General features: G+C 61.4%; 17 protein-coding genes and 1 tRNA gene. 15 read left to right on the top strand and 3 right to left on the bottom strand.

Annotated features, from left to right (window positions below):
• Nucleotides 1-7 precede the first annotated feature (7 nt).
• From BM017_RS23005 to BM017_RS22980, 6 genes are all read left to right on the top strand, one after another.
• Nucleotides 8-370 (top strand): DUF4810 domain-containing protein, encoded by a 363-nt coding sequence (locus BM017_RS23005; RefSeq protein WP_025855472.1) that lies wholly within the window; start codon nucleotides 8-10, stop codon nucleotides 368-370.
• Complete coding sequence (locus tag BM017_RS23000; RefSeq protein ID WP_058426354.1) at nucleotides 367-1,017, top strand: DUF799 domain-containing protein; 651 nt, start codon at nucleotides 367-369, stop codon at nucleotides 1,015-1,017. The genes BM017_RS23005 and BM017_RS23000 overlap by 4 nt, the downstream gene beginning before the upstream one ends.
• Before the next feature lie 211 nt (nucleotides 1,018-1,228).
• Complete coding sequence (locus BM017_RS22995; RefSeq protein WP_071489757.1) at nucleotides 1,229-2,851, top strand: vWA domain-containing protein; 1,623 nt, start codon at nucleotides 1,229-1,231, stop codon at nucleotides 2,849-2,851.
• 153 nt (nucleotides 2,852-3,004) lie between these two features.
• Nucleotides 3,005-3,577: an RNA polymerase sigma factor gene (locus tag BM017_RS22990; protein WP_071489758.1), complete on the top strand. Its 573-nt coding sequence runs from the start codon at nucleotides 3,005-3,007 to the stop codon at nucleotides 3,575-3,577.
• Complete coding sequence (locus BM017_RS22985; protein ID WP_092248699.1) at nucleotides 3,574-4,167, top strand: hypothetical protein; 594 nt, start codon at nucleotides 3,574-3,576, stop codon at nucleotides 4,165-4,167. Before BM017_RS22990 ends, BM017_RS22985 begins: the two co-directional genes overlap by 4 nt.
• A gap of 254 nt (nucleotides 4,168-4,421) precedes the next feature.
• Complete coding sequence (locus BM017_RS22980; protein WP_231999541.1) at nucleotides 4,422-5,486, top strand: 2,3-butanediol dehydrogenase; 1,065 nt, start codon at nucleotides 4,422-4,424, stop codon at nucleotides 5,484-5,486.
• 83 nt (nucleotides 5,487-5,569) lie between these two features.
• Here the strand turns inward: BM017_RS22980 and BM017_RS22975 are convergent.
• Nucleotides 5,570-5,646, bottom strand: a tRNA-Arg gene (locus BM017_RS22975).
• A gap of 371 nt (nucleotides 5,647-6,017) precedes the next feature.
• Between BM017_RS22975 and gabD the strand changes: the two genes are divergently transcribed.
• From gabD to BM017_RS22960, 3 genes are all read left to right on the top strand, one after another.
• Nucleotides 6,018-7,460, top strand: coding sequence for an NADP-dependent succinate-semialdehyde dehydrogenase (gene gabD, locus BM017_RS22970; RefSeq protein WP_092248696.1), 1,443 nt, complete (start codon nucleotides 6,018-6,020; stop codon nucleotides 7,458-7,460).
• Nucleotides 7,461-7,641: 181 nt separating this feature from the next.
• Complete coding sequence (gene gabT, locus BM017_RS22965) at nucleotides 7,642-8,919, top strand: 4-aminobutyrate--2-oxoglutarate transaminase (RefSeq protein ID WP_092248693.1); 1,278 nt, start codon at nucleotides 7,642-7,644, stop codon at nucleotides 8,917-8,919.
• A 140-nt stretch (nucleotides 8,920-9,059) separates the two neighbouring features.
• The gene (locus BM017_RS22960; protein WP_092248690.1) at nucleotides 9,060-10,268 is read left to right on the top strand and encodes an HDOD domain-containing protein; all 1,209 of its coding nucleotides are present in this window, start codon (nucleotides 9,060-9,062) and stop codon (nucleotides 10,266-10,268) included.
• 107 nt (nucleotides 10,269-10,375) lie between these two features.
• Here BM017_RS22960 and BM017_RS22955 read toward each other — a convergent pair whose 3' ends face one another.
• Nucleotides 10,376-11,377, bottom strand: a complete 1,002-nt coding sequence (locus tag BM017_RS22955; RefSeq protein ID WP_092248687.1) for a sensor domain-containing diguanylate cyclase — start codon at nucleotides 11,375-11,377, stop codon at nucleotides 10,376-10,378.
• Nucleotides 11,378-11,565: 188 nt separating this feature from the next.
• On the bottom strand, nucleotides 11,566-12,750 hold the full coding sequence (gene desA / locus BM017_RS22950; protein ID WP_092248684.1) for a delta-9 fatty acid desaturase DesA: 1,185 nt from the start codon (nucleotides 12,748-12,750) through the stop codon (nucleotides 11,566-11,568).
• Between the two features lie 166 nt (nucleotides 12,751-12,916).
• Here desA and dibA point away from each other — a divergent pair, with 166 nt between their 5' ends.
• The 6 genes from dibA to BM017_RS22920 all read left to right on the top strand — a co-directional run bounded on the left by dibA (nucleotide 12,917) and on the right by BM017_RS22920 (nucleotide 19,244).
• Nucleotides 12,917-14,830 carry a phosphodiesterase DibA gene (gene dibA / locus BM017_RS22945; RefSeq protein ID WP_092248681.1) on the top strand — a complete coding sequence of 638 codons (1,914 nt, stop codon included), beginning with the start codon at nucleotides 12,917-12,919 and terminating at the stop codon, nucleotides 14,828-14,830.
• A 301-nt stretch (nucleotides 14,831-15,131) separates the two neighbouring features.
• A complete protein-coding gene (gene oscA / locus BM017_RS22940) occupies nucleotides 15,132-15,314 on the top strand; it encodes a sulfur starvation response protein OscA (RefSeq protein WP_003170956.1) in 183 nt (60 codons plus the stop codon).
• 65 nt (nucleotides 15,315-15,379) lie between these two features.
• Complete coding sequence (locus tag BM017_RS22935; protein WP_092248678.1) at nucleotides 15,380-16,390, top strand: sulfate ABC transporter substrate-binding protein; 1,011 nt, start codon at nucleotides 15,380-15,382, stop codon at nucleotides 16,388-16,390.
• A gap of 165 nt (nucleotides 16,391-16,555) precedes the next feature.
• Complete coding sequence (gene cysT, locus BM017_RS22930) at nucleotides 16,556-17,374, top strand: sulfate ABC transporter permease subunit CysT (protein WP_016975029.1); 819 nt, start codon at nucleotides 16,556-16,558, stop codon at nucleotides 17,372-17,374.
• Between the two features lie 13 nt (nucleotides 17,375-17,387).
• Entirely contained in the window at nucleotides 17,388-18,260 is an 873-nt protein-coding gene (gene cysW, locus BM017_RS22925) for a sulfate ABC transporter permease subunit CysW (protein WP_010214166.1), read from the top strand.
• Nucleotides 18,261-18,263: 3 nt separating this feature from the next.
• Nucleotides 18,264-19,244 carry a sulfate/molybdate ABC transporter ATP-binding protein gene (locus tag BM017_RS22920; RefSeq protein WP_034101869.1) on the top strand — a complete coding sequence of 327 codons (981 nt, stop codon included), beginning with the start codon at nucleotides 18,264-18,266 and terminating at the stop codon, nucleotides 19,242-19,244.
• Nucleotides 19,245-19,252: the final 8 nt, after the last annotated feature.

The raw sequence follows: 19,252 nt of genomic DNA, 5'->3' as shown, positions 1-19,252 counted from the left end.
TACAAGGATGAGCAAGGCAGTCAAGTTGGCCCTGATGCTGACAGCAGTGGCGACGGTCGCCGGGTGCCAAACCGCGCCCCAGCCGTTGTATCAATGGGAAAGTTATCAGCCGCAGGTTTACGAATACTTCAAGGGTGAGCCAAAGGAGGCGCAGGTCGAGGCACTGGAGCGCGATCTGCAGAAGATCAACGCCAGCGGCCGCAAGGCCCCGCCGGGTTATCACGCCCACCTGGGCATGCTGTACCTGAGCATGGGCAAGGATGACCAGATGGTGCAGGAGTTCCGCACCGAGAAGGCGCTGTTCCCTGAATCCGCCTCGTACATGGACTTTCTGCTGAAAAACGCCAAGACCGGAGTCGCCACTAAATGAGCCTGTTGAAACTCACGGGCGCCTTGCTGGCCCTGGCCCTGCTCGGCGGTTGCGCAGCCCCCAAGACCATTGATTACACGGCGTACAAGCAGGCACGACCGAAGTCGATCCTGGTACTGCCGCCGCTCAATGAATCGCCGGAAGTGCAGGCGTCCTACAGCCTGGTCTCGCAAGTGACCTACCCGTTGGCGGAAGCCGGCTACTACGTGCTGCCGATTGCCCTGGTGGACGAAACTTTCCGCCAGAACGGCCTCACCACCGCCAACGACATCCAGGCCCTGCCACCGACCAAGCTGCATGACATCTTCGGCGCGGACGCCGCGCTGTACATCACCGTCACCGAGTACGGCACCAAGTACATGCTGATCTCCAGCGACACCGCCGTGACGGCTTCGGCCAAACTGGTGGACCTGCGCACCGGCACCACCCTGTGGACCGGCTCGGCGCGGGCGTCCAGCGAAGAGGGCAACAACAACAGCGGCGGCCTCGTCGGCATGCTGATCACGGCGGCAGTCAAGCAGGTGATCAACAGCTCCACCGATGCGGCGCACCCGATCGCCGGTATCACCAGTGCGCGCCTGCTGTCACCGGGGCAGCGTGCGGGGATCCTGTACGGTCCGCGTAACCCCAAATACGGCACGGACTGATATCCGGATTCTGAGAGCACCACGGTCCAAATGTGGGAGGGGGCTTGCCCCCGATAGCGGTAGATCAGTCAGTCCATGTTTGACTGACCCACCCCATCGGGGGCAAGCCCCCTCCCACAGTTGGACTGTTATTTGAATCAGGGTTAACCCGAACATTCCACACCTCGCGTCTGACCTTGTGAACGGATCATTCATTCACGAGGTTCAGCCCATGTCCCACCCTCTGTTTTTCCTGCGTCCTGCCGCCCAAGGCTTTGCCGTTACCATGGTGGTGGCGTTGGCCGGTTGTGGGCTGTCCTCATCCCCTGAGCTGGCCAAGCCGGCCGAGCCCGTCGCCGAGCTGCAAAGCGCGTCACCCCAGGGTGCTTTGGTCAAACGCATGGCAATGCCTGCACCGATGCATATGCAGGAGTCAGCCGTGATGGACTACCGCAGCGAACCCCGTGAACAATACGCAAATCTGCCGGACAACCCGGTGCATCGCGTGGCCGAGACGCCGGTGTCCACCTTCAGCGTCGACGTCGATACCGGCAGCTACGCCAACGTCAGGCGTTTCCTCAACCAAGGCAGCCTACCGCCCGAAGGCGCCGTGCGACTGGAGGAGATGGTCAACTATTTCCCCTACCACTACGCGCTGCCCACCGACGGCTCACCTTTTGGCGTGACCACCGAAGTCGCTGCCACACCGTGGAACCCGCATACCCAGTTGCTGCGCATCGGCATCAAGGCGTCCGACCGTGCCGTGGCGCAATTGGCACCGGCCAACCTGGTGTTCCTGGTGGATGTGTCCGGCTCCATGGACCGCCGCGAAGGCTTGCCGCTGGTGAAAAGCACGCTGAAATTGCTGGTGGATCAGTTGCGTGAGCAGGACCGTGTTTCGCTGGTGGTCTACGCCGGTGAATCCCGTGTGGTGCTCAAGCCCACCTCCGGGCGCGACAAGGTCAAGATCCGCAACGCCATCGATCAACTCACCGCCGGTGGCTCCACGGCGGGCGCTTCCGGCATCGAACTGGCCTACCAGATGGCCCGCGAAGGCTTTATCGACAAGGGCATCAACCGCATCCTGCTGGCGACCGACGGTGACTTCAACGTGGGCATCAGTGATTTCGACAGCCTCAAACAGATGGCGGTAGAGCAGCGCAAAAGCGGCGTGTCCCTTACTACCCTGGGCTTCGGTGTGGATAACTACAACGAACACCTGATGGAACAACTGGCCGATGCCGGCGACGGCAATTACGCCTACATCGACAACCTGCGCGAAGCGCGCAAAGTGCTGGTGGACCAACTCAGCTCGACCCTGGCGGTGGTGGCGCGCGATGTGAAGTTGCAGGTGGAATTCAACCCGGCGCAGGTCAGTGAATATCGCCTGCTGGGCTATGAAAACCGCGCCTTGAAACGTGAGGATTTCAATAACGACAAAGTCGACGCCGGTGAAATTGGCGCAGGGCATACGGTCACGGCACTGTACGAAATTGTGCCGAAAGGCGAGAAGGGGTGGTTGGAACCTTTGCGCTATGCCACTGCGCCTGTGACCGGGGATCGATCCGCTGAACTGGCGATGCTGCGGGTGCGCTACAAACCTGCTGCGGGCGGTGCCAGCCAGCTGATCGAAAGGCCCATCAGCCAAGAGCCCACCAAGGCCAGCGATGACCTGCGCTTTGCGGCGGCAGTGGCGGCCTTTGCCCAACAGCTCAAGGGTGATGGCCGCTACACTGGCAGCATGAGCCTGCAGGACACCGCTGCACTGGCCCGCTCGGCCCGAGGCGATGATCCGTTTGGCCTGCGCAATGAATTCGTGCAACTGGTGGAGTTGGCCCAAAGCCTCAAACCCTGATCACAGCCATGACAACAATCGAATGTGGGAGGGGGCTTGCCCCCGATGGCGGTGTATCAGCATCAAGTGTGCTACTGACCCACTGCTATCGGGGGCAAGCCCCCTCCCACAGTTAGACCAGCTTCGGCTGATAAAAAGGAGTTCGCCCCCTACATGGCTGTTCCAGATGATCTACCCAGCGACGAATCGCTGCTGGCCCGCTACCGCACCGGCGACAGTGCCGCGTTCGAAGCCTTGTACGCGCGGCACCGCCAGGGCCTGTACCGATTCCTTGTGTCCCTGAGCAACAAGACCGAACTGGCCGAGGAAATCTACCAGGAGACCTGGCTCAGCCTGATCCGCAGCGCCACCCAGCCACAAGGCCGGGCGAGTTTTCGCACCTGGCTGTTCCAGATCGCCCGCAACCGCCTGATCGACCACTGGCGCAAGCACGGCGTCCACAACCCCTTGCACGACAGCTACGACGAACAACTGCATGCCCAGGCCGACGACAGCGCCGGCCCCGAGCAGCAACTGAGCCTGAGCCGCGACCAGGCGCGCCTCGATGCCGCGCTGCAAGACCTGCCCGAAGACCAGCGCGAAGTCTTCCTGCTGCGCCTGCACGGCGACCTTGAAGTGCCGCAAATCGCCGCCCTCACCAACGCCCCGCTGGAAACCGTGAAAAGCCGCCTGCGTTACGCCCAGCAGAAACTGCGCCGCCTGCTGGCCGAGGAGATACCCGCATGATCGACTCCCGAAACACTCCCGATTCCGACGACGAATTGCTCCAGCACTATCGTCAACACAGCCCCGTCGAGCCGCCGGCGTCCCTCGACGCCTTCATCCTCAACGCCGCCCGCCGTGAAGCCCCGGCGCGGCAGCCGAACCTGTGGCAACGCTGGCTGCAAGCCTGCCAACGGCCGCGCTGGCAGATGGCATTCGTCACCGTTGCAGGGTTGGCCCTGATGATCGGCGTGGTGATGCGCTCGCCCGTGCCGCAACCCGACGTTTCCACCGCGACCTTCTCCGCGCTTCGCGACGAAGCACCGCGTCCCGCTGCACCCGCGATGTCCGCGCCTGCCCCCGTCGCCCGAATGGCCGCCGCGCCCCAGGCAGAGAGTGCGCAGGTCATGGGCTCGATGGCGGAGGAGTCCGGCGCCAAACTCAGCAAGCGTGCGCCGGTGGTGTTGCCTTCGTTAGAGGAGGGGTTGCAGAAGATTGTGCGCTTGCGTGAAGCCGGTGAAGGCAAAGCCGCGGATGAAGAACTGCTGGCATTGCATGCGCGTTTCCCTGACGAAGACCTGCCGGCGCGTTTGGAGGCGTTGCAAAAGCGTTGATCCACAAAGGCCGTGAGACGCGATGTCTCACGGTCTCATGGCCGCCGCCTGCGATCTGGCATCACGGATCTCATTTGAGCTCAATGCCGGCTACCCTCGGGTTTTCTTCGGCCGCTCTATGAAAGGCGTGTCCAGGCGTTTTCGCGCAGCTGGCACTGGCCTTGCTCTGGCACTGGTAAACCGCCCGGCACGCCAGTGCCATCCGCTTCAAGGAGAAAAACGCCATGAGCCTCTCGAGCAATTCGCAACGCAGCATGCGTGCCGCTGTATGGCACGGCCGTAACGATATCCGCGTCGAAGATGTGCCGCTGCCCGTTTCGCCCCCTGCGGGTTGGGTGCAGATCCGAGTGCAATGGTGCGGCATTTGCGGGTCCGATCTGCACGAGTACGTGGCCGGTCCGGTGTTCATACCGGTTGATGCGCCGCACCCGCTGACCGGCATTAAGGGCCAGTGCATTCTCGGTCATGAGTTTTGTGGCGAAATCGTCGAGCTCGGTGCCGGGGTGCAGGGCTTCAGCGTGGGCGAGTCGGTGGCAGCCGATGCCTGCCAGCATTGCGGCACGTGCTACTACTGCACCCACGGGCTGTACAACATTTGCGAAAACCTGGCCTTCACCGGGCTGATGAACAACGGTGCCTTTGCCGAATGGGTCAACGTGCCCGCCAACCTGTTGTACAAGTTGCCGGCGAACTTTCCGGCAGAAGCCGGGGCACTGATCGAACCTCTGGCAGTAGGCATGCACGCGGTGAAAAAAGCCGGAAGCCTGCTGGGGCAAAACGTGGTGGTGGTCGGCGCGGGCACCATTGGCCTGTGCACCATCATGTGCGCCAAGGCCGCCGGTGCTGCTCAGGTGATCGCGCTGGAGATGTCCGGAGCACGCAAGGCCAAGGCGCTGGAAGTGGGAGCGACCCACGTGCTCGATCCCAATCAATGCGATGCCCTGGCCGAAGTCCGCCGCCTGACCGGCGGGCTCGGGGCGGATGTCAGTTTCGAATGCATCGGGAACAAACACACCGCCAAACTGGCCATCGACCTGATCCGCAAGGCCGGCAAGTGCGTACTGGTGGGCATCTTCGAGGAGCCCAGCGAATTCAACTTCTTCGAGTTGGTGGCCACGGAAAAACAGGTAATGGGCGCGCTGGCCTACAACGGAGAGTTCGCTGACGTGATCGCATTTATCGCGGACGGGCGGCTGGACATCACGCCACTGGTGACAGGGCGCATTCAGTTGGAGCAGATCGTGGGGCAGGGCTTCGAGGAACTGGTCAAAAACAAAGAACATAATGTGAAAATCATTGTGTCGCCTGCCCGGGTTTGAAGCGAAGGGCGGGCGATGCGGTCTTTGCCCCACGCCCACAAAAAAGCCCCAGGCCTTTCGACCTGGGGCTTTCTCATTGTATCTGGTGCACCCGGCGGGATTCGAACCCACGACCCCTGCCTTCGGAGGGCAGTACTCTATCCAGCTGAGCTACGGATGCTTGTGCGGGCGACATCATACCCATGTCGACCTTGGGCGTCCATGCTGGTCTTTGGGCGTTCAAGCGTAGGAATTCGCTGCATAAAGGCCCTAGGCCGGGCGCCACCCATCAGAAGGGCAGAATCCGGCCCAACGACGCTGATCAGAAAGATCGACTAAAAGCGCCGTTTTCGTTCTTTTTTTCGAACAGACTATTGCCCTGCCCCCCCATTGATCCTAGGATTCGTTTGAGATTTCAAACGCTCTGTCTCCCGCGCGCTATTCACGCTATCCCGCGTGCTGGGGCTGATTTCCCTGACGGCAGCCCACAAGGCGCCTTTCAACAACTCTAATTCGCTCCGCGTGCGCGCGGTGCTGTTAAGGAAACCCGACATGCAGCTCAAAGATACCCAGTTGTTCCGCCAGCAAGCCTTTATCGATGGCGCTTGGGTCGATGCGGACAACGGTCAGACCATCAAGGTCAACAACCCGGCCACGGGCGAGATTCTTGGCACCGTGCCGAAGATGGGCGCCGCTGAAACCCGCCGCGCCATCGAAGCCGCCGACAAGGCCCTGCCGGCCTGGCGTGCACTGACCGCCAAGGAGCGCGCGAACAAGCTGCGTCGTTGGTTCGAACTGCTGATCGAAAACCAGGAAGACCTCGGTCGCCTGATGACCCTCGAGCAAGGCAAGCCACTGGCCGAAGCCAAGGGTGAAATCGTCTACGCCGCCTCCTTTATCGAGTGGTTCGCCGAAGAAGCCAAGCGCATCTACGGCGATGTGATCCCGGGCCACCAGCCGGACAAGCGCCTGATCGTGATCAAGCAGCCGATCGGCGTGACCGCCGCGATCACCCCGTGGAACTTCCCGGCCGCGATGATCACCCGTAAAGCCGGCCCGGCCCTGGCCGCCGGTTGCACCATGGTGATCAAGCCTGCTTCGCAAACCCCGTTCTCGGCCCTGGCCCTGGTTGAACTGGCGCACCGTGCCGGTATCCCGAAAGGCGTGTTGAGCGTGGTCACCGGCAGTGCCGGCGACATCGGCGGTGAGCTGACCAGCAACCCGATCGTGCGTAAATTGTCCTTCACCGGCTCGACCGAAATCGGTCGCCAGTTGATGGCCGAATGCGCCAAGGACATCAAGAAAGTTTCCCTGGAATTGGGCGGTAACGCCCCGTTCATCGTGTTCGACGACGCCGATCTGGATAAGGCCGTCGAAGGCGCGATCATCTCCAAGTACCGCAACAACGGCCAGACCTGCGTCTGCGCCAACCGCCTGTACATCCAGGACTCGGTGTACGACGCGTTCGCCGAGAAGCTGAAAGTGGCGGTGGCCAAATTGAAGATCGGCAACGGTCTGGAAGAAGGCACCACCACTGGCCCGCTGATCGACGAGAAAGCCGTGGCCAAGGTGCAGGAACACATCGCTGACGCCCTGAGCAAAGGCGCCAAGCTGCTGGCCGGTGGCAAAGTGATGGAAGGTAACTTCTTCGAGCCGACCATCCTGGTTGACGTGCCGAAAAACGCTGCTGTGGCGAAGGAAGAAACCTTCGGCCCACTGGCGCCGCTGTTCCGCTTCAAAGACGAAGCCGAAGTGATCGCGATGTCCAACGACACCGAGTTCGGCCTGGCGTCCTACTTCTATGCCCGCGACCTGGGCCGTGTGTTCCGTGTGGCTGAGGCGCTGGAGTACGGCATGGTCGGCGTCAATACCGGGTTGATCTCCAACGAAGTGGCGCCGTTCGGCGGCATCAAGGCCTCGGGCCTGGGCCGTGAAGGTTCCAAGTACGGGATCGAGGATTACCTGGAAATCAAATACCTCTGCCTGGGCATCTGACCCGGCAAGAGCTTGCAGCAAACGCAAAGGGCACGAGAGCGCTGACCCTTTGCGTGTTTCACCGCGTAATTCGTAGTGGCCGGGAAAGCTGTGGCAGTCGATCATCGCATGCTGCCGTAGTTGCCTCCCCGCCACGTATTCCTTGGACCACGCCACCCGATGAGTGGCGAATGAGGACTTTATGAGCAAGACCAACGCATCCCTGATGAAACGCCGCGAAGCCGCTGTACCGCGCGGTGTTGGCCAGATTCACCCGATCTTTGCCGAATCGGCGAAGAACGCCACCGTGACCGACGTTGAAGGTCGCGAGTTCATCGATTTCGCCGGCGGCATCGCCGTGCTGAACACCGGCCACGTGCACCCGAAGATCATCGCCGCTGTGACCGAGCAGCTGAACAAGCTGACTCACACCTGCTTCCAGGTATTGGCCTATGAGCCTTACGTGGAACTGTGCGAGAAAGTGAACGCCAAGGTCCCAGGCGATTTCGCCAAGAAAACCCTGCTGGTCACCACCGGTTCCGAAGCCGTGGAAAACGCCGTGAAAATCGCGCGTGCCGCCACCGGGCGTGCCGGCGTGATCGCCTTCACCGGCGCCTATCACGGCCGCACCATGATGACCCTGGGGCTCACCGGTAAAGTCGTGCCTTACTCGGCCGGCATGGGCCTGATGCCAGGCGGCGTGTTCCGCGCGCTGTTCCCGAACGAATTGCATGGTGTGAGCGACGACGACGCCATCGCCAGCATCGAACGCATCTTCAAGAACGATGCCGAGCCGCGTGATATCGCTGCCATCATCATCGAGCCGGTGCAGGGCGAAGGCGGTTTCTACGTCGCGCCGAAATCCTTCATGAAGCGCCTGCGCGAACTGTGCGACAAGCACGGCATCCTGCTGATCGCCGACGAAGTGCAAACCGGCGCCGGCCGTACCGGTACTTTCTTCGCCATGGAACAGATGGGCGTTGCCGCCGACCTGACCACCTTTGCCAAATCCATCGCCGGCGGCTTCCCGCTGGCCGGTGTGTGCGGCAAGGCCGAATACATGGACGCCATCGCGCCAGGCGGCCTGGGCGGCACCTACGCCGGTAGCCCGATCGCTTGCGCAGCTGCGCTGGCGGTGATGGAAGTGTTCGAAGAAGAGCACCTGCTGGACCGCTGCAAGGCAGTTGGCGAGCGTCTGGTGACCGGTCTCAAAGCCATCCAGGCCAAGTATCCGGTGATCGGCGAAGTACGTGCCCTGGGCGCGATGATCGCGGTCGAGCTGTTCGATGACGGCGACACCCACAAGCCAAATGCGGCGGCTGTTGCTTCCGTGGTGGCCAAGGCGCGTGACAAGGGTCTGATCCTGCTGAGCTGCGGCACCTACGGCAACGTGTTGCGCGTACTGGTCCCGCTGACTTCGCCGGACGAACAGTTGGACAAAGGCCTGGCGATCATCGAAGAGTGCTTCTCCGAGCTGTAAGAGAAAGTTGACCTGTTCGACAGAAAAAACCCGCTTCGGCGGGTTTTTTTACGCCCATTGCCGCACATTCAGGTCGTGTTCATTGTACGTAGGCGGCTCCATTGACTAAGGTTGCAAGCATTGCCGATGGAGCGTGCTGGATGACTGCTGTTGATTTACCCGCTGTACCCCGCGTGTTGATTGCCGAGGCGGACCCTTGGTCGCGGGACCTGCTCAAGCAAGTGCTGTTGAATGTGCGCTGCGATGCGCGGCTGGATGTGTGTGCGCACGGGCATCAAGCGGCGACCCTGCTGCGAGATAAGGCCTATGACCTGATCCTGGCCGATTGGGAGTTGCCCGGCATCGATGGCCTGAGCCTGCTGCGCAGTGTGCGCCATAAGCGCCGCTCGCCGCTTCTGCCGTTCATTCTGCTGAGCAGTCGCAATGACAGCGCCAGCGTGCGCGAAGCCTTGCCCCTGGCGCCCACGGCGTACCTGACCAAACCCTTGAACATGGAAGGCCTGACCCAGCGCCTGCAGGACCTGCTGCTCAACGAAGGCGAAACGGTGTACTGCGAGATCCCACCGCTGGCGCCCGGCATGACCTTGCCAGTGTTCCTCGAACGGCGCCGCGAAGTGTGCGATGGCGCGCCCTTGCGGGTCGATGTGAAAGCCGCCGTGCAACACAGCCTCGGGCCGGAAAGCCTTGACCTCAAGCATCTGGAAGACCAGGTGCGCATGGACCCGCAAATCACTGCCGTGCTCATCGCCGCTGCCAACAGTGCAGGCCATCACGGCGCACCGGTACAGACCCTGCCCGGCGCCCTGCACAAGCTGGTGCCGGGGCAAAGCATGAACCTGATCCTCGGGCTGGCGCTCAAGCACAACGTGGTACTGAGCGACCCGGCGCTGGTCGCCTACGCCGAGCGGCACTGGCAATTATCCCAGGACACCGCTGACTACGCCCTGCGCCTGGCCCGCATGCTGGAGCTGGATCACGATCGCTGCTACAGCGCGGGTATCCTCCATCGGCTGGGCGACCTGGCGCTGTTACGCTGCCTGGAGGACTGGCGCCAGGGTGGCGGCGAGCTGGATGACGAAGCGATTGGCGAATCCCTCTACACCTTTGGCGCCGCCTACGGCTCGGCACTGCGCGCGCGTTGGCGTTTGCCGCTGGAGCTGCGCCAGTTGATTGCGGCGATCTACTCGCTTGAGGGCGGTGTGTATGCGCGGGATGCGCTGGTGGTGAACCTGGCGGCGCAGATGGCGCGTTTGACTGAACATGAAGGTTTGGAAGAGCTGGCGGCGGGCAAGACGGCGCGATTGCTCAAGCTGGGCTTTTCGGAGCTGACTCGAGTACGCAAATCCTAATGTGGGAGGAGGCTTGCCTCCGATGGCAGTGTATCAGTCACCCATGTGCTGGCTGACCCCCTGCTATCGGGGGCAAGCCCCCTCCCACATTTGAGCAGTGTCGACTCCTAGCCCGCGATCACACGGTTCTTGCCCAGGCGCTTGGCCTCGTACATGGCCGCATCGGCACGGGCGAACAGACTGTCCAGGGTCGAGTCGCGCTCGGTGAGGCTGGCAAGGCCCTGGCTGATGGTCACGCTGAAAGCCTGGCCTTCGTAGCTGAAGCTCAGCTCCTGGATCTCCCGGCCCAGGCGCTCGGCCACCTGCAACGCCATCTCCGGCGCACAGCCAGGCAGTACGGCGGCGAACTCTTCGCCACCGATGCGTCCGAACAGGTCGCCACGGCGCAGCACCCCTCGACCGCTCTCGGCGATACGCCGCAGTACCTGGTCGCCCTCCAGGTGGCCGTAGCTGTCGTTGATGTCCTTGAAGTCATCGATATCCAGCAGCAAAAAGGCCAGCGGGGCACCTTGTGCGCAGGCACTGTCGAAGGCCTGGTTGGCGCATTCGAAGAAGTGCCGGCGGTTGCTGCTCTGGGTCAGCACGTCGGTGGTGGCGAGGCGGTGCAGCTCCAGCTCCATCTGTTTCTTTTCGGTGATGTCTTCGGCCATGCCCACCACGATCAGTGGCTCGCCGGGCTCGACCTGCTGGTTGATGTAGCACTTGTCGCTCAACCAGCGAATCTGCCCGTCGGCGGTGATGATGCGGTACTCGCGGTCTTCCACGGCGCCCTGTTCCAGCACGCGGGTCAGGCTGTGTTCGGCGTAGTCGAGGTCTTCGGGGTGGATGCTGTTGCGCCACTCCCGGTGGTCGGCCAGCAGCAGGCCGGCAGAGCGCCCGAAGACGCGTTCGTAGGCGGGGCTCACATACAGCACGCGGCGGGTTTCCCAATCGATGGCCCACAGCACAGCATTCACGCTGACCAGCATTGAGCTCAGCAATTGCTCACGTTCGCTCAGTCGCTCGACTTCGCCCTGGGCATGCACCAGCGCCAGCAGGGTCGCCGCCGCCGCTGGGCGGGGATGCTCAGCTGCAGGCGCGTCGATTAAGGAGGACTTTTCGTGAACCATCGGCACAACTCTCTCTGGGCGCGCCGCAAACAGGAGCAGCGGTCACTACAAGGGGCCACCATGATGGCGAAGTGTTCATTGAGAGAGGCGAATTGCAGTGAAGTTCCGTCAACAGGACCGATTGCCGGTGCCCGGTAAATGACGCCAAAAAGCCGATAGGTGGGAGGGCAAGCCCTCCCACCGCAGCATCAGACTGCCGCAGGACGCAGCGAATAAGTCTTCAATTGGTGCGCAAAATCCCGCAGGGACTGGATGCCGCTGGCCTCGGCTTCATGCACCCATTCCTTGATGGCCGCCAGCATATCGTGGCCATTGGAGCTGGTCTTGAGCCAGATCTGCTGCAGCGCCAGGCGCTTTTCGTAGATCACTTTCAGTGCATGGCTGTGTTCAAGCATGCTCTGGATGCGCACGTGATGGCGGTCATCCAGCAAGCTGGTTTCCCGCGACAGCAGGCGCTTGGCGCGGTGGAATTGATGGCGCACCGAGTGATCGACCTTTTCCAGCTCCTGCTTGACCAGCGGGCCGATCACCAACTTGCGGTACTGGGCCATGATCTGGAAACGATTGTTGAGGATCGCCATGGCGGTATCCATGTCCAGGTGGCCCTTGCCTTCCACGCGGTGTGCGATGGGGGCGACACGCTGCACCTTGGCCAGGCGCAGGAAGCTGAACACCTTGATCCACGCCCAGCCCAGGTCGAACTCCCACTTCTTCACCGACAGTTTGGCGGAGTTGGGGTAGGTATGGTGATTGTTATGCAGCTCCTCGCCGCCGACGATGATGCCCCACGGCACCAGGTTGGTGGCCGCGTCACGGCATTCGAAGTTGCGATAGCCCACGGCATGCCCCAGGCCGTTGATCACGCCGGCGGCCCAGAAGGGAATCCACATCATCTGGATCGCCCAGATGGTGATGCCGATGGTGCCGAACAGCAGCAGGTCGATCACCCCCATGATCGCCACGCCCAGCAGCGGGTAGGGGGTGTAGAGCTTGCGTTCGATCCAGTCGTCCGGGCAGTTCTTGCCGTAGATACGCAGGGTCTCTGGGTTTTCGGCCTCGGCGCGGTACAGCTCGGCGCCTTTGCGCAACACGGTGGACAGGCCCTTGATGACCGGGCTGTGCGGGTCGTCGACGGTTTCGCATTTGGCGTGGTGCTTGCGGTGGATGGCAGTCCACTCGCGGGTGTTCTGGGCCGTGGTCAGCCACAGCCAGAAGCGGAAGAAATGTTTCAGGCCGGCATTGAGCTCCAGGGAGCGATGGGCTGAATAACGGTGCAGATAGACCGTGACCCCAACAATGGTCACGTGGGTCATCAACAGCGTGACTGCCACCAGTTGCCAGGCTGACAGGTCAAGAAAACCGTTGTACCACATAGGCTGTATGGCCCTCAGATAAAGAAAAGAACAGCTCACGCATTATCACTAAGCCTACAGAGAAAACCAGCCGCCCTTTCAGATAGGAGTGACTGGATGTTTCTTATTCTATAATCCGCAGCCTTTGTAGGGCGATTCTGTTTTTTTGGTAAGGATTACTGAACATATGCCGTTTTCATACCGAGGTGCCCTGCGTGTGGGGCTGGTATACCTGCTGGTTTCCATTGCGTGGCTCCAGCTCAGCAACCACTTATTGATCAGCTTTCTCGATGAACCGTGGGAGTTGGGACGCTGGCTGCAAGTGCGTGGCTATGTGTGGGTGGCCTTCAGCGCCTTGGCGATTTACCTGATGTGCGCCCGATTTGCGCGTGCCAGCCAGCTTCAGCAACCGTTGAAGGAAAACCGCGAACGCCTGCGCCAGGCCGCCGCCGTGTTCGACTGCACCCGCGAAGGCGTGCTGGTCACCGACGCGCAGGGGCTGATCGTGCATGTGAACCGTGCCTTCATGGCGATCACCGGCTACAGCCGCGAAGACGTCATGGGCCAGCAGCCCAGCCTGTTCAAGTCCGGGCGCCATTCGTCGCATTTCTACCAGCAGATGTTCCAGAGCCTGGAGCGCACCGGCGAATGGAGCGGTGAAATCTGGAACCGGCGCAAAAGCGGCGAAATTTACCCCCAGTGGCAAACCATTCGTGTGATCCACGATGACCAGGGCCACGTCAGCCATTATGTCGCGGTATTTTCCGATATCAGCGCCATCAAGGACTCCGAGCACGAGTTGGCTCACCTCGCCCATCACGACCCGCTGACCGACCTGCCCAACCGCCTGCTGTTCACCGACCGTGCCGAACAGGCGCTGGCTTCGGCACAAATCCACAAGCGTGGTTGCGCCTTGCTGTTGCTGGACCTGGACCACTTCAAGATCATCAATGACAGCCTGGGCCATAACATTGGCGACCAGTTGCTCAAGCTGGTCGGCGAACGGCTCAAGGCGCTGTTCGGCCCAGGCGTGACCCTGGCGCGGCTGGGTGGGGATGAGTTCGCCGTGCTGGTGGAGAGTTGTCCACAGGTGGCGCAAGCGGCCAGTTTGGCGCAACGCATGCTGGAGGCGATGAAGCAACCGTTCATCTTCGACGGCCATCAGCTGTTTATCAGCGCCAGCATTGGCATCAGCCTGTTCCCCAACGACGCGCTGAGCGCCGAACAGCTGTTGCGCAACGCCGATTCCGCGCTGTTCAAGGCCAAGAGTGCCGGCCGCGAAAGCTATGCCTTGTACACCGAAGAACTGACCGCCCATGCGCAGAACCGGGTGGAGATCGCCAGTGAGCTGCGCCGTGCCCTTGAACAGCAGGAGCTGTGCGTCTACTACCAGCCGGTGCACGACCTGCAGGGCAGCCGCCTGATCGGCGTCGAAGCGCTGGTGCGCTGGCAGCACCCGGAGCGCGGTCTGGTGCCGCCGGGCGAGTTCATCCCGATTGCCGAGCGCACCGGGTTGATTGCCGATATCGACGCCTGGGTCATGGACCAGGCCTGTCGGCAGATGTGCCAATGGCTGGCCGATGAGGTGCCGCTGAGTTTTATCGCCATCAACGTCTCCAGCCGCCTGTTTGCCCGGCGCGAGTTGTACGAGCAGGTCGCACAGGTGCTGCACGACACGGGTCTGGATCCCGCCTGCCTGGAACTGGAAGTCACCGAAAGCGCGGTGATGGATGACCCTGAAATGGCCCTGGAACAACTGCATCGCCTGCGCGAGCTGGGTTTGCGCCTGGCAATCGATGATTTTGGGACCGGTTATTCCTCGCTGTTGCGCCTCAAGCGCCTGCCGGTGCAGAAGCTCAAGATCGATCAGGGCTTCGTTGCCGGTTTGCCGTGGGACGAGGACGATGCAGCGATCGTGCGCGTGGTAATCGCCCTGGCGAAAAGCATGGGCATGCAAGTGCATGCAGAGGGAATCGAGCAGGTTGAACAGGCGCGGTTTCTGCTGGATCAGCAGTGCGATATGGGGCAGGGGTATTGGTTTGGCCGGCCGGTGCCGGCCCACGAAATTGATTGGCACCGAGCCCCCCCAATCCAGACCTGAAATGCAGTCAAAAGGTGGGAGCGGGCTTGCCCGCGAATGCGGTGCATCAGTTAACACATTTTTAGCTGACACACCGCTTTCGCGGGCAAGCCCGCTCCCACATTTGGATCTTCTCTAGGCTTTATTTACGTACTTGGGCACCAAACCCGCACGCAACCCCGCGCCCCACCAGAAAATTCTTTCTGGTTATATAAACATTCTTAAATAGTATTTTTAAGAATATCCGCGCTTATCTACTATCGCCCTCACGCCGCAAGCAGTGCCGCCACTGCCAGGCACTATTCATTTCAGGAGCGAGACCATGAGCGCATCTCTACGTAGCGTCGACGGCCAGGACGAAGCAGCCATTTTGCGTGAGATCCAGAGCGCCTTGCGCGATCTGCGGTTTGGCGCGGTGGAAATCACCGTGCACAACGCCCAAGTGGTACAGATTGAACGCAAGGAAAAATTCCGCCTGCAGAACCCGGGTAACAAACCGAGCTGAGCAAGAACGGCGATAGACCCGCAACTATAAAAAAAGCCAACACCCAAAGAATTTCAGGAGCTTCTATGTCGTCGATTCGCCGTTACGCCCTGGCCGCCCTGGCCAGCGCCGTGTTTGCAGGTTCAGCGGTTGCCAAGGACTACGAGTTGCTCAACGTCTCGTACGACCCTACTCGTGAGCTGTACCAGGACTACAACGCTGAGTTCACCAACTACTGGAAACAGGCCCACCCGGGTGACAACGTCAAGATCCAGCAATCCCACGGTGGTTCGGGCAAGCAGGGCCGTGCCGTGATCGATGGCCTGCGCGCCGACGTGGTCACCCTGGCCCTGGCCGGTGATATCGACGAAATCGCCAAGCTGGGCAAGACCCTCCCGGAAAACTGGCAAACCCGCCTGCCGGACGCGAGCACCCCGTACACCTCGACCATCGTGTTCCTGGTGCGCAAGGGCAACCCAAAAGGCATCAAGGATTGGGGCGACTTGATCAAGAAAGACGTGTCCGTGATCACCCCGAACCCGAAAACCTCCGGCGGCGCCCGTTGGAACTTCCTCGCCGCCTGGGCCTATGGCCTCAAGGCCGGCGGCAGCGAAGCCAAGGCCCAGGAATACGTGAAGGAGCTGTTCAAGCACGTGCCGGTGCTGGACACCGGTGCTCGCGGCTCAACCATCACCTTCGTCAACAACGGTCAGGGTGACGTGTTGCTGGCCTGGGAAAACGAGGCGTTCCTGGCACTGAAGGAAGACGGTGGCGCCGACAAGTTCGACATCGTCGTGCCGTCCCTGTCCATCCTCGCCGAACCACCGGTTGCCGTGGTCGACAAGAACGCCGAGAAAAAGGGCAACATCGAAATCGCCACTGAATACCTGAAACACCTGTACAGCCCGGCCGGCCAGGAGATTGCGGCGAAGAACTTCTACCGCCCACGCGATGCAAAAGTGGCCGCCAAATACGCCCAGCAATTCCCGAAACTGGACCTGGTGACTATCGACAAAGACTTCGGCGGCTGGAAAACTGCCCAACCGAAATTCTTTAACGACGGTGGCGTGTTCGACCAGATCTACACGGCGCAGTAAGCCAAAATACCTGTAGGGGCTCGCTTTTCTGTGGGAGCTGGCTTGCCTGCGATAGCATCACTGCGGTGTGACTGATACACCGTGGTGCCTGCATCGCGGGCAAGCCCGGCTCCCACAGAAAAGCGCGCTCCTACAGTGGTTTCTACCCTTTGACCAAGGACTCTTATGTCGCGTCGTATCTCCCCCGTCATACCCGGCTTCGGGCTGACGCTGGGCTACACCGTGGTGTACCTCAGCCTGATCGTACTCATCCCCCTGGCGGCGATGTTTGTACACGCCGCTCAACTCACCTGGGATCAGTTCTGGAACATCATCTCCGCACCGCGTGTGCTGGCGGCGTTGCAACTGAGCTTCAGCACCGCACTGTACGCAGCGTTGATCAATGGCGTGATCGGCACGCTGCTGGCCTGGGTGCTGGTGCGCTACACCTTCCCCGGCCGCAAGGTCATCGATGCGATGATCGACTTGCCGTTCGCGTTGCCCACCGCTGTTGCCGGCATCGCACTGACCGCGCTGTACACGCCTAACGGCCTGGTCGGCCAGTTCGCCGCCGACCTGGGCTTCAAGATCGCCTACACCCCGCTGGGTATCACCCTGGCGCTGACCTTCGTCACCCTGCCGTTCGTGGTGCGCACGGTGCAGCCGGTGTTGGCCGATATCCCCCGGGAAGTCGAAGAAGCCGCCGCCTGCCTGGGCGCCAAGCCGTTGCAGGTGTTCCGTCACATCCTGGTGCCGGCGCTCCTGCCCGCCTGGTTGACCGGTTTCGCGTTGGCGTTTGCCCGTGGTGTCGGTGAGTACGGTTCGGTGATTTTCATTGCCGGCAACATGCCGATGAAAACCGAGATCCTGCCGTTGCTGATCATGGTCAAGCTCGACCAGTACGACTACCGCGGCGCCACATCCATTGGCGTATTGATGCTGGTGGTTTCCTTTGTCCTGCTGCTGCTGATCAACCTGTTGCAGCGGCGCATCGAACGTCCATAAGGAGGCGCGGAACATGTCCCAATCGTCTATTTCCGCCGCGTCCTCGGCCAACGCTGCCCGCCGTGGCAGCGCCGCGTCGCGACGCATCCTGATCGGTCTTGGCTGGCTGGTGTTCGCCCTGTTCCTGTTGTTGCCGCTGTTTATCGTGGTGACCCAGGGCCTGAAGAACGGCCTCGGCGCATTCTTCACCGCGATCCTCGAACCGGACGCGCTGTCGGCGCTGAAACTCACGGTGATCGCCGTGGTGATCTCGGTGCCGCTCAACCTGGTGTTCGGCGTCAGCGCCGCGTGGTGCGTGAGCAAGTACTCGTTCCGTGGCAAAAGCATCCTGGTGACGCTGATCGACCTGCCGTTCTCGGTATCGCCGGTGATCGCCGGCCTGGTCTATGTGTTGATGTTCGGCGCCCAGGGCTTCTTTGGCCCGTGGTTGCAGGACCACGACATCCAGATCGTGTTCGCCTTGCCCGGCATCGTGCTGGCGACCATCTTCGTCACCGTGCCTTTCGTGGCCCGTGAACTGATCCCGCTGATGCAGGAACAGGGCACCCAGGAAGAAGAGGCCGCGCGCCTGCTCGGTGCCAATGGTTGGCAGATGTTCTGGCATGTGACCGTGCCGAATATCAAATGGGGCCTGATCTACGGCGTGGTGCTGTGTACCGCACGGGCCATGGGGGAGTTCGGCGCGGTGTCGGTGGTGTCCGGCCACATTCGCGGCGTGACCAACACCCTGCCGCTGCACGTCGAGATTCTCTACAACGAATACAACCACGTTGCCGCGTTTGCGGTGGCGAGTCTGCTGCTGATCCTGGCGCTCTTCATCCTGCTGCTCAAGCAGTGGAGCGAGAACCGTATTAACCGCCTGCGCGCCGGTGCGGCTGAGGAATAAGTCATGTCGATCGAAGTCCGTAATGTCAGCAAGAACTTCAATGCCTTCAAGGCCCTGAACAGCATCAACCTGGACATCCAGAGTGGCGAGCTGGTGGCCTTGCTCGGCCCGTCCGGCTGCGGCAAGACCACCTTGCTGCGCATCATCGCCGGCCTGGAAACCCCGGATGACGGCAGCATCGTGTTTCACGGTGAAGACGTCTCCGGCCACGACGTGCGTGATCGCAACGTCGGCTTTGTGTTCCAACACTACGCGCTGTTCCGCCACATGACCGTGTTCGACAACGTGGCGTTCGGCCTGCGCATGAAACCGAAGAACCAGCGCCCGAGCGAAAGCCAGATCGCGGTCAAGGTCCACGAATTGCTGAACATGGTGCAACTGGATTGGTTGTCGGACCGCTACCCGGAGCAGCTCTCCGGTGGCCAGCGCCAACGTATCGCCCTGGCCCGCGCCCTGGCGGTGGAGCCGAAAGTATTGCTGCTGGATGAACCCTTCGGCGCCCTCGACGCCAAGGTGCGTAAAGAGCTGCGTCGCTGGCTGGCGCGTCTGCACGAAGACATCAACCTGACGTCGGTGTTCGTGACCCACGACCAGGAAGAGGCCATGGAAGTCGCCGACCGCATCGTGGTGATGAACAAGGGTGTGATCGAGCAGATCGGCTCACCGGGTGACGTCTACGAAAACCCGGCGAGCGATTTCGTTTATCACTTCCTGGGTGATTCGAACCGCCTGCACCTGGGTGAAGACAAACACGTGCTGTTCCGTCCCCACGAAGTGTCGCTGTCGCGGCATGAGCTGGAAGACCACCATGCTGCTGAAGTGCGGGATATCCGTCCGCTCGGCGCTACCACCCGTGTGACGTTGAAGGTGGAAGGCCAGAGCGAGCTGATCGAAGCGGAAGTGGTGAAAGACCACGACAGCCTGACTGGCCTGGCGCGGGGCGAGACGCTGTTCTTCAAGCCCAAGGTCTGGCAGAAAGCCTGATAACCCCG

The sequence above is a fragment of the Pseudomonas sp. NFPP04 genome (assembly GCF_900113815.1).
GTDB classification, from domain to species: Bacteria; Pseudomonadota; Gammaproteobacteria; order Pseudomonadales; family Pseudomonadaceae; genus Aquipseudomonas; species Aquipseudomonas extremorientalis.
Note: the sequence above shows the minus strand (reverse complement) of the source record. Positions and strands in the feature narration are given on the sequence as shown.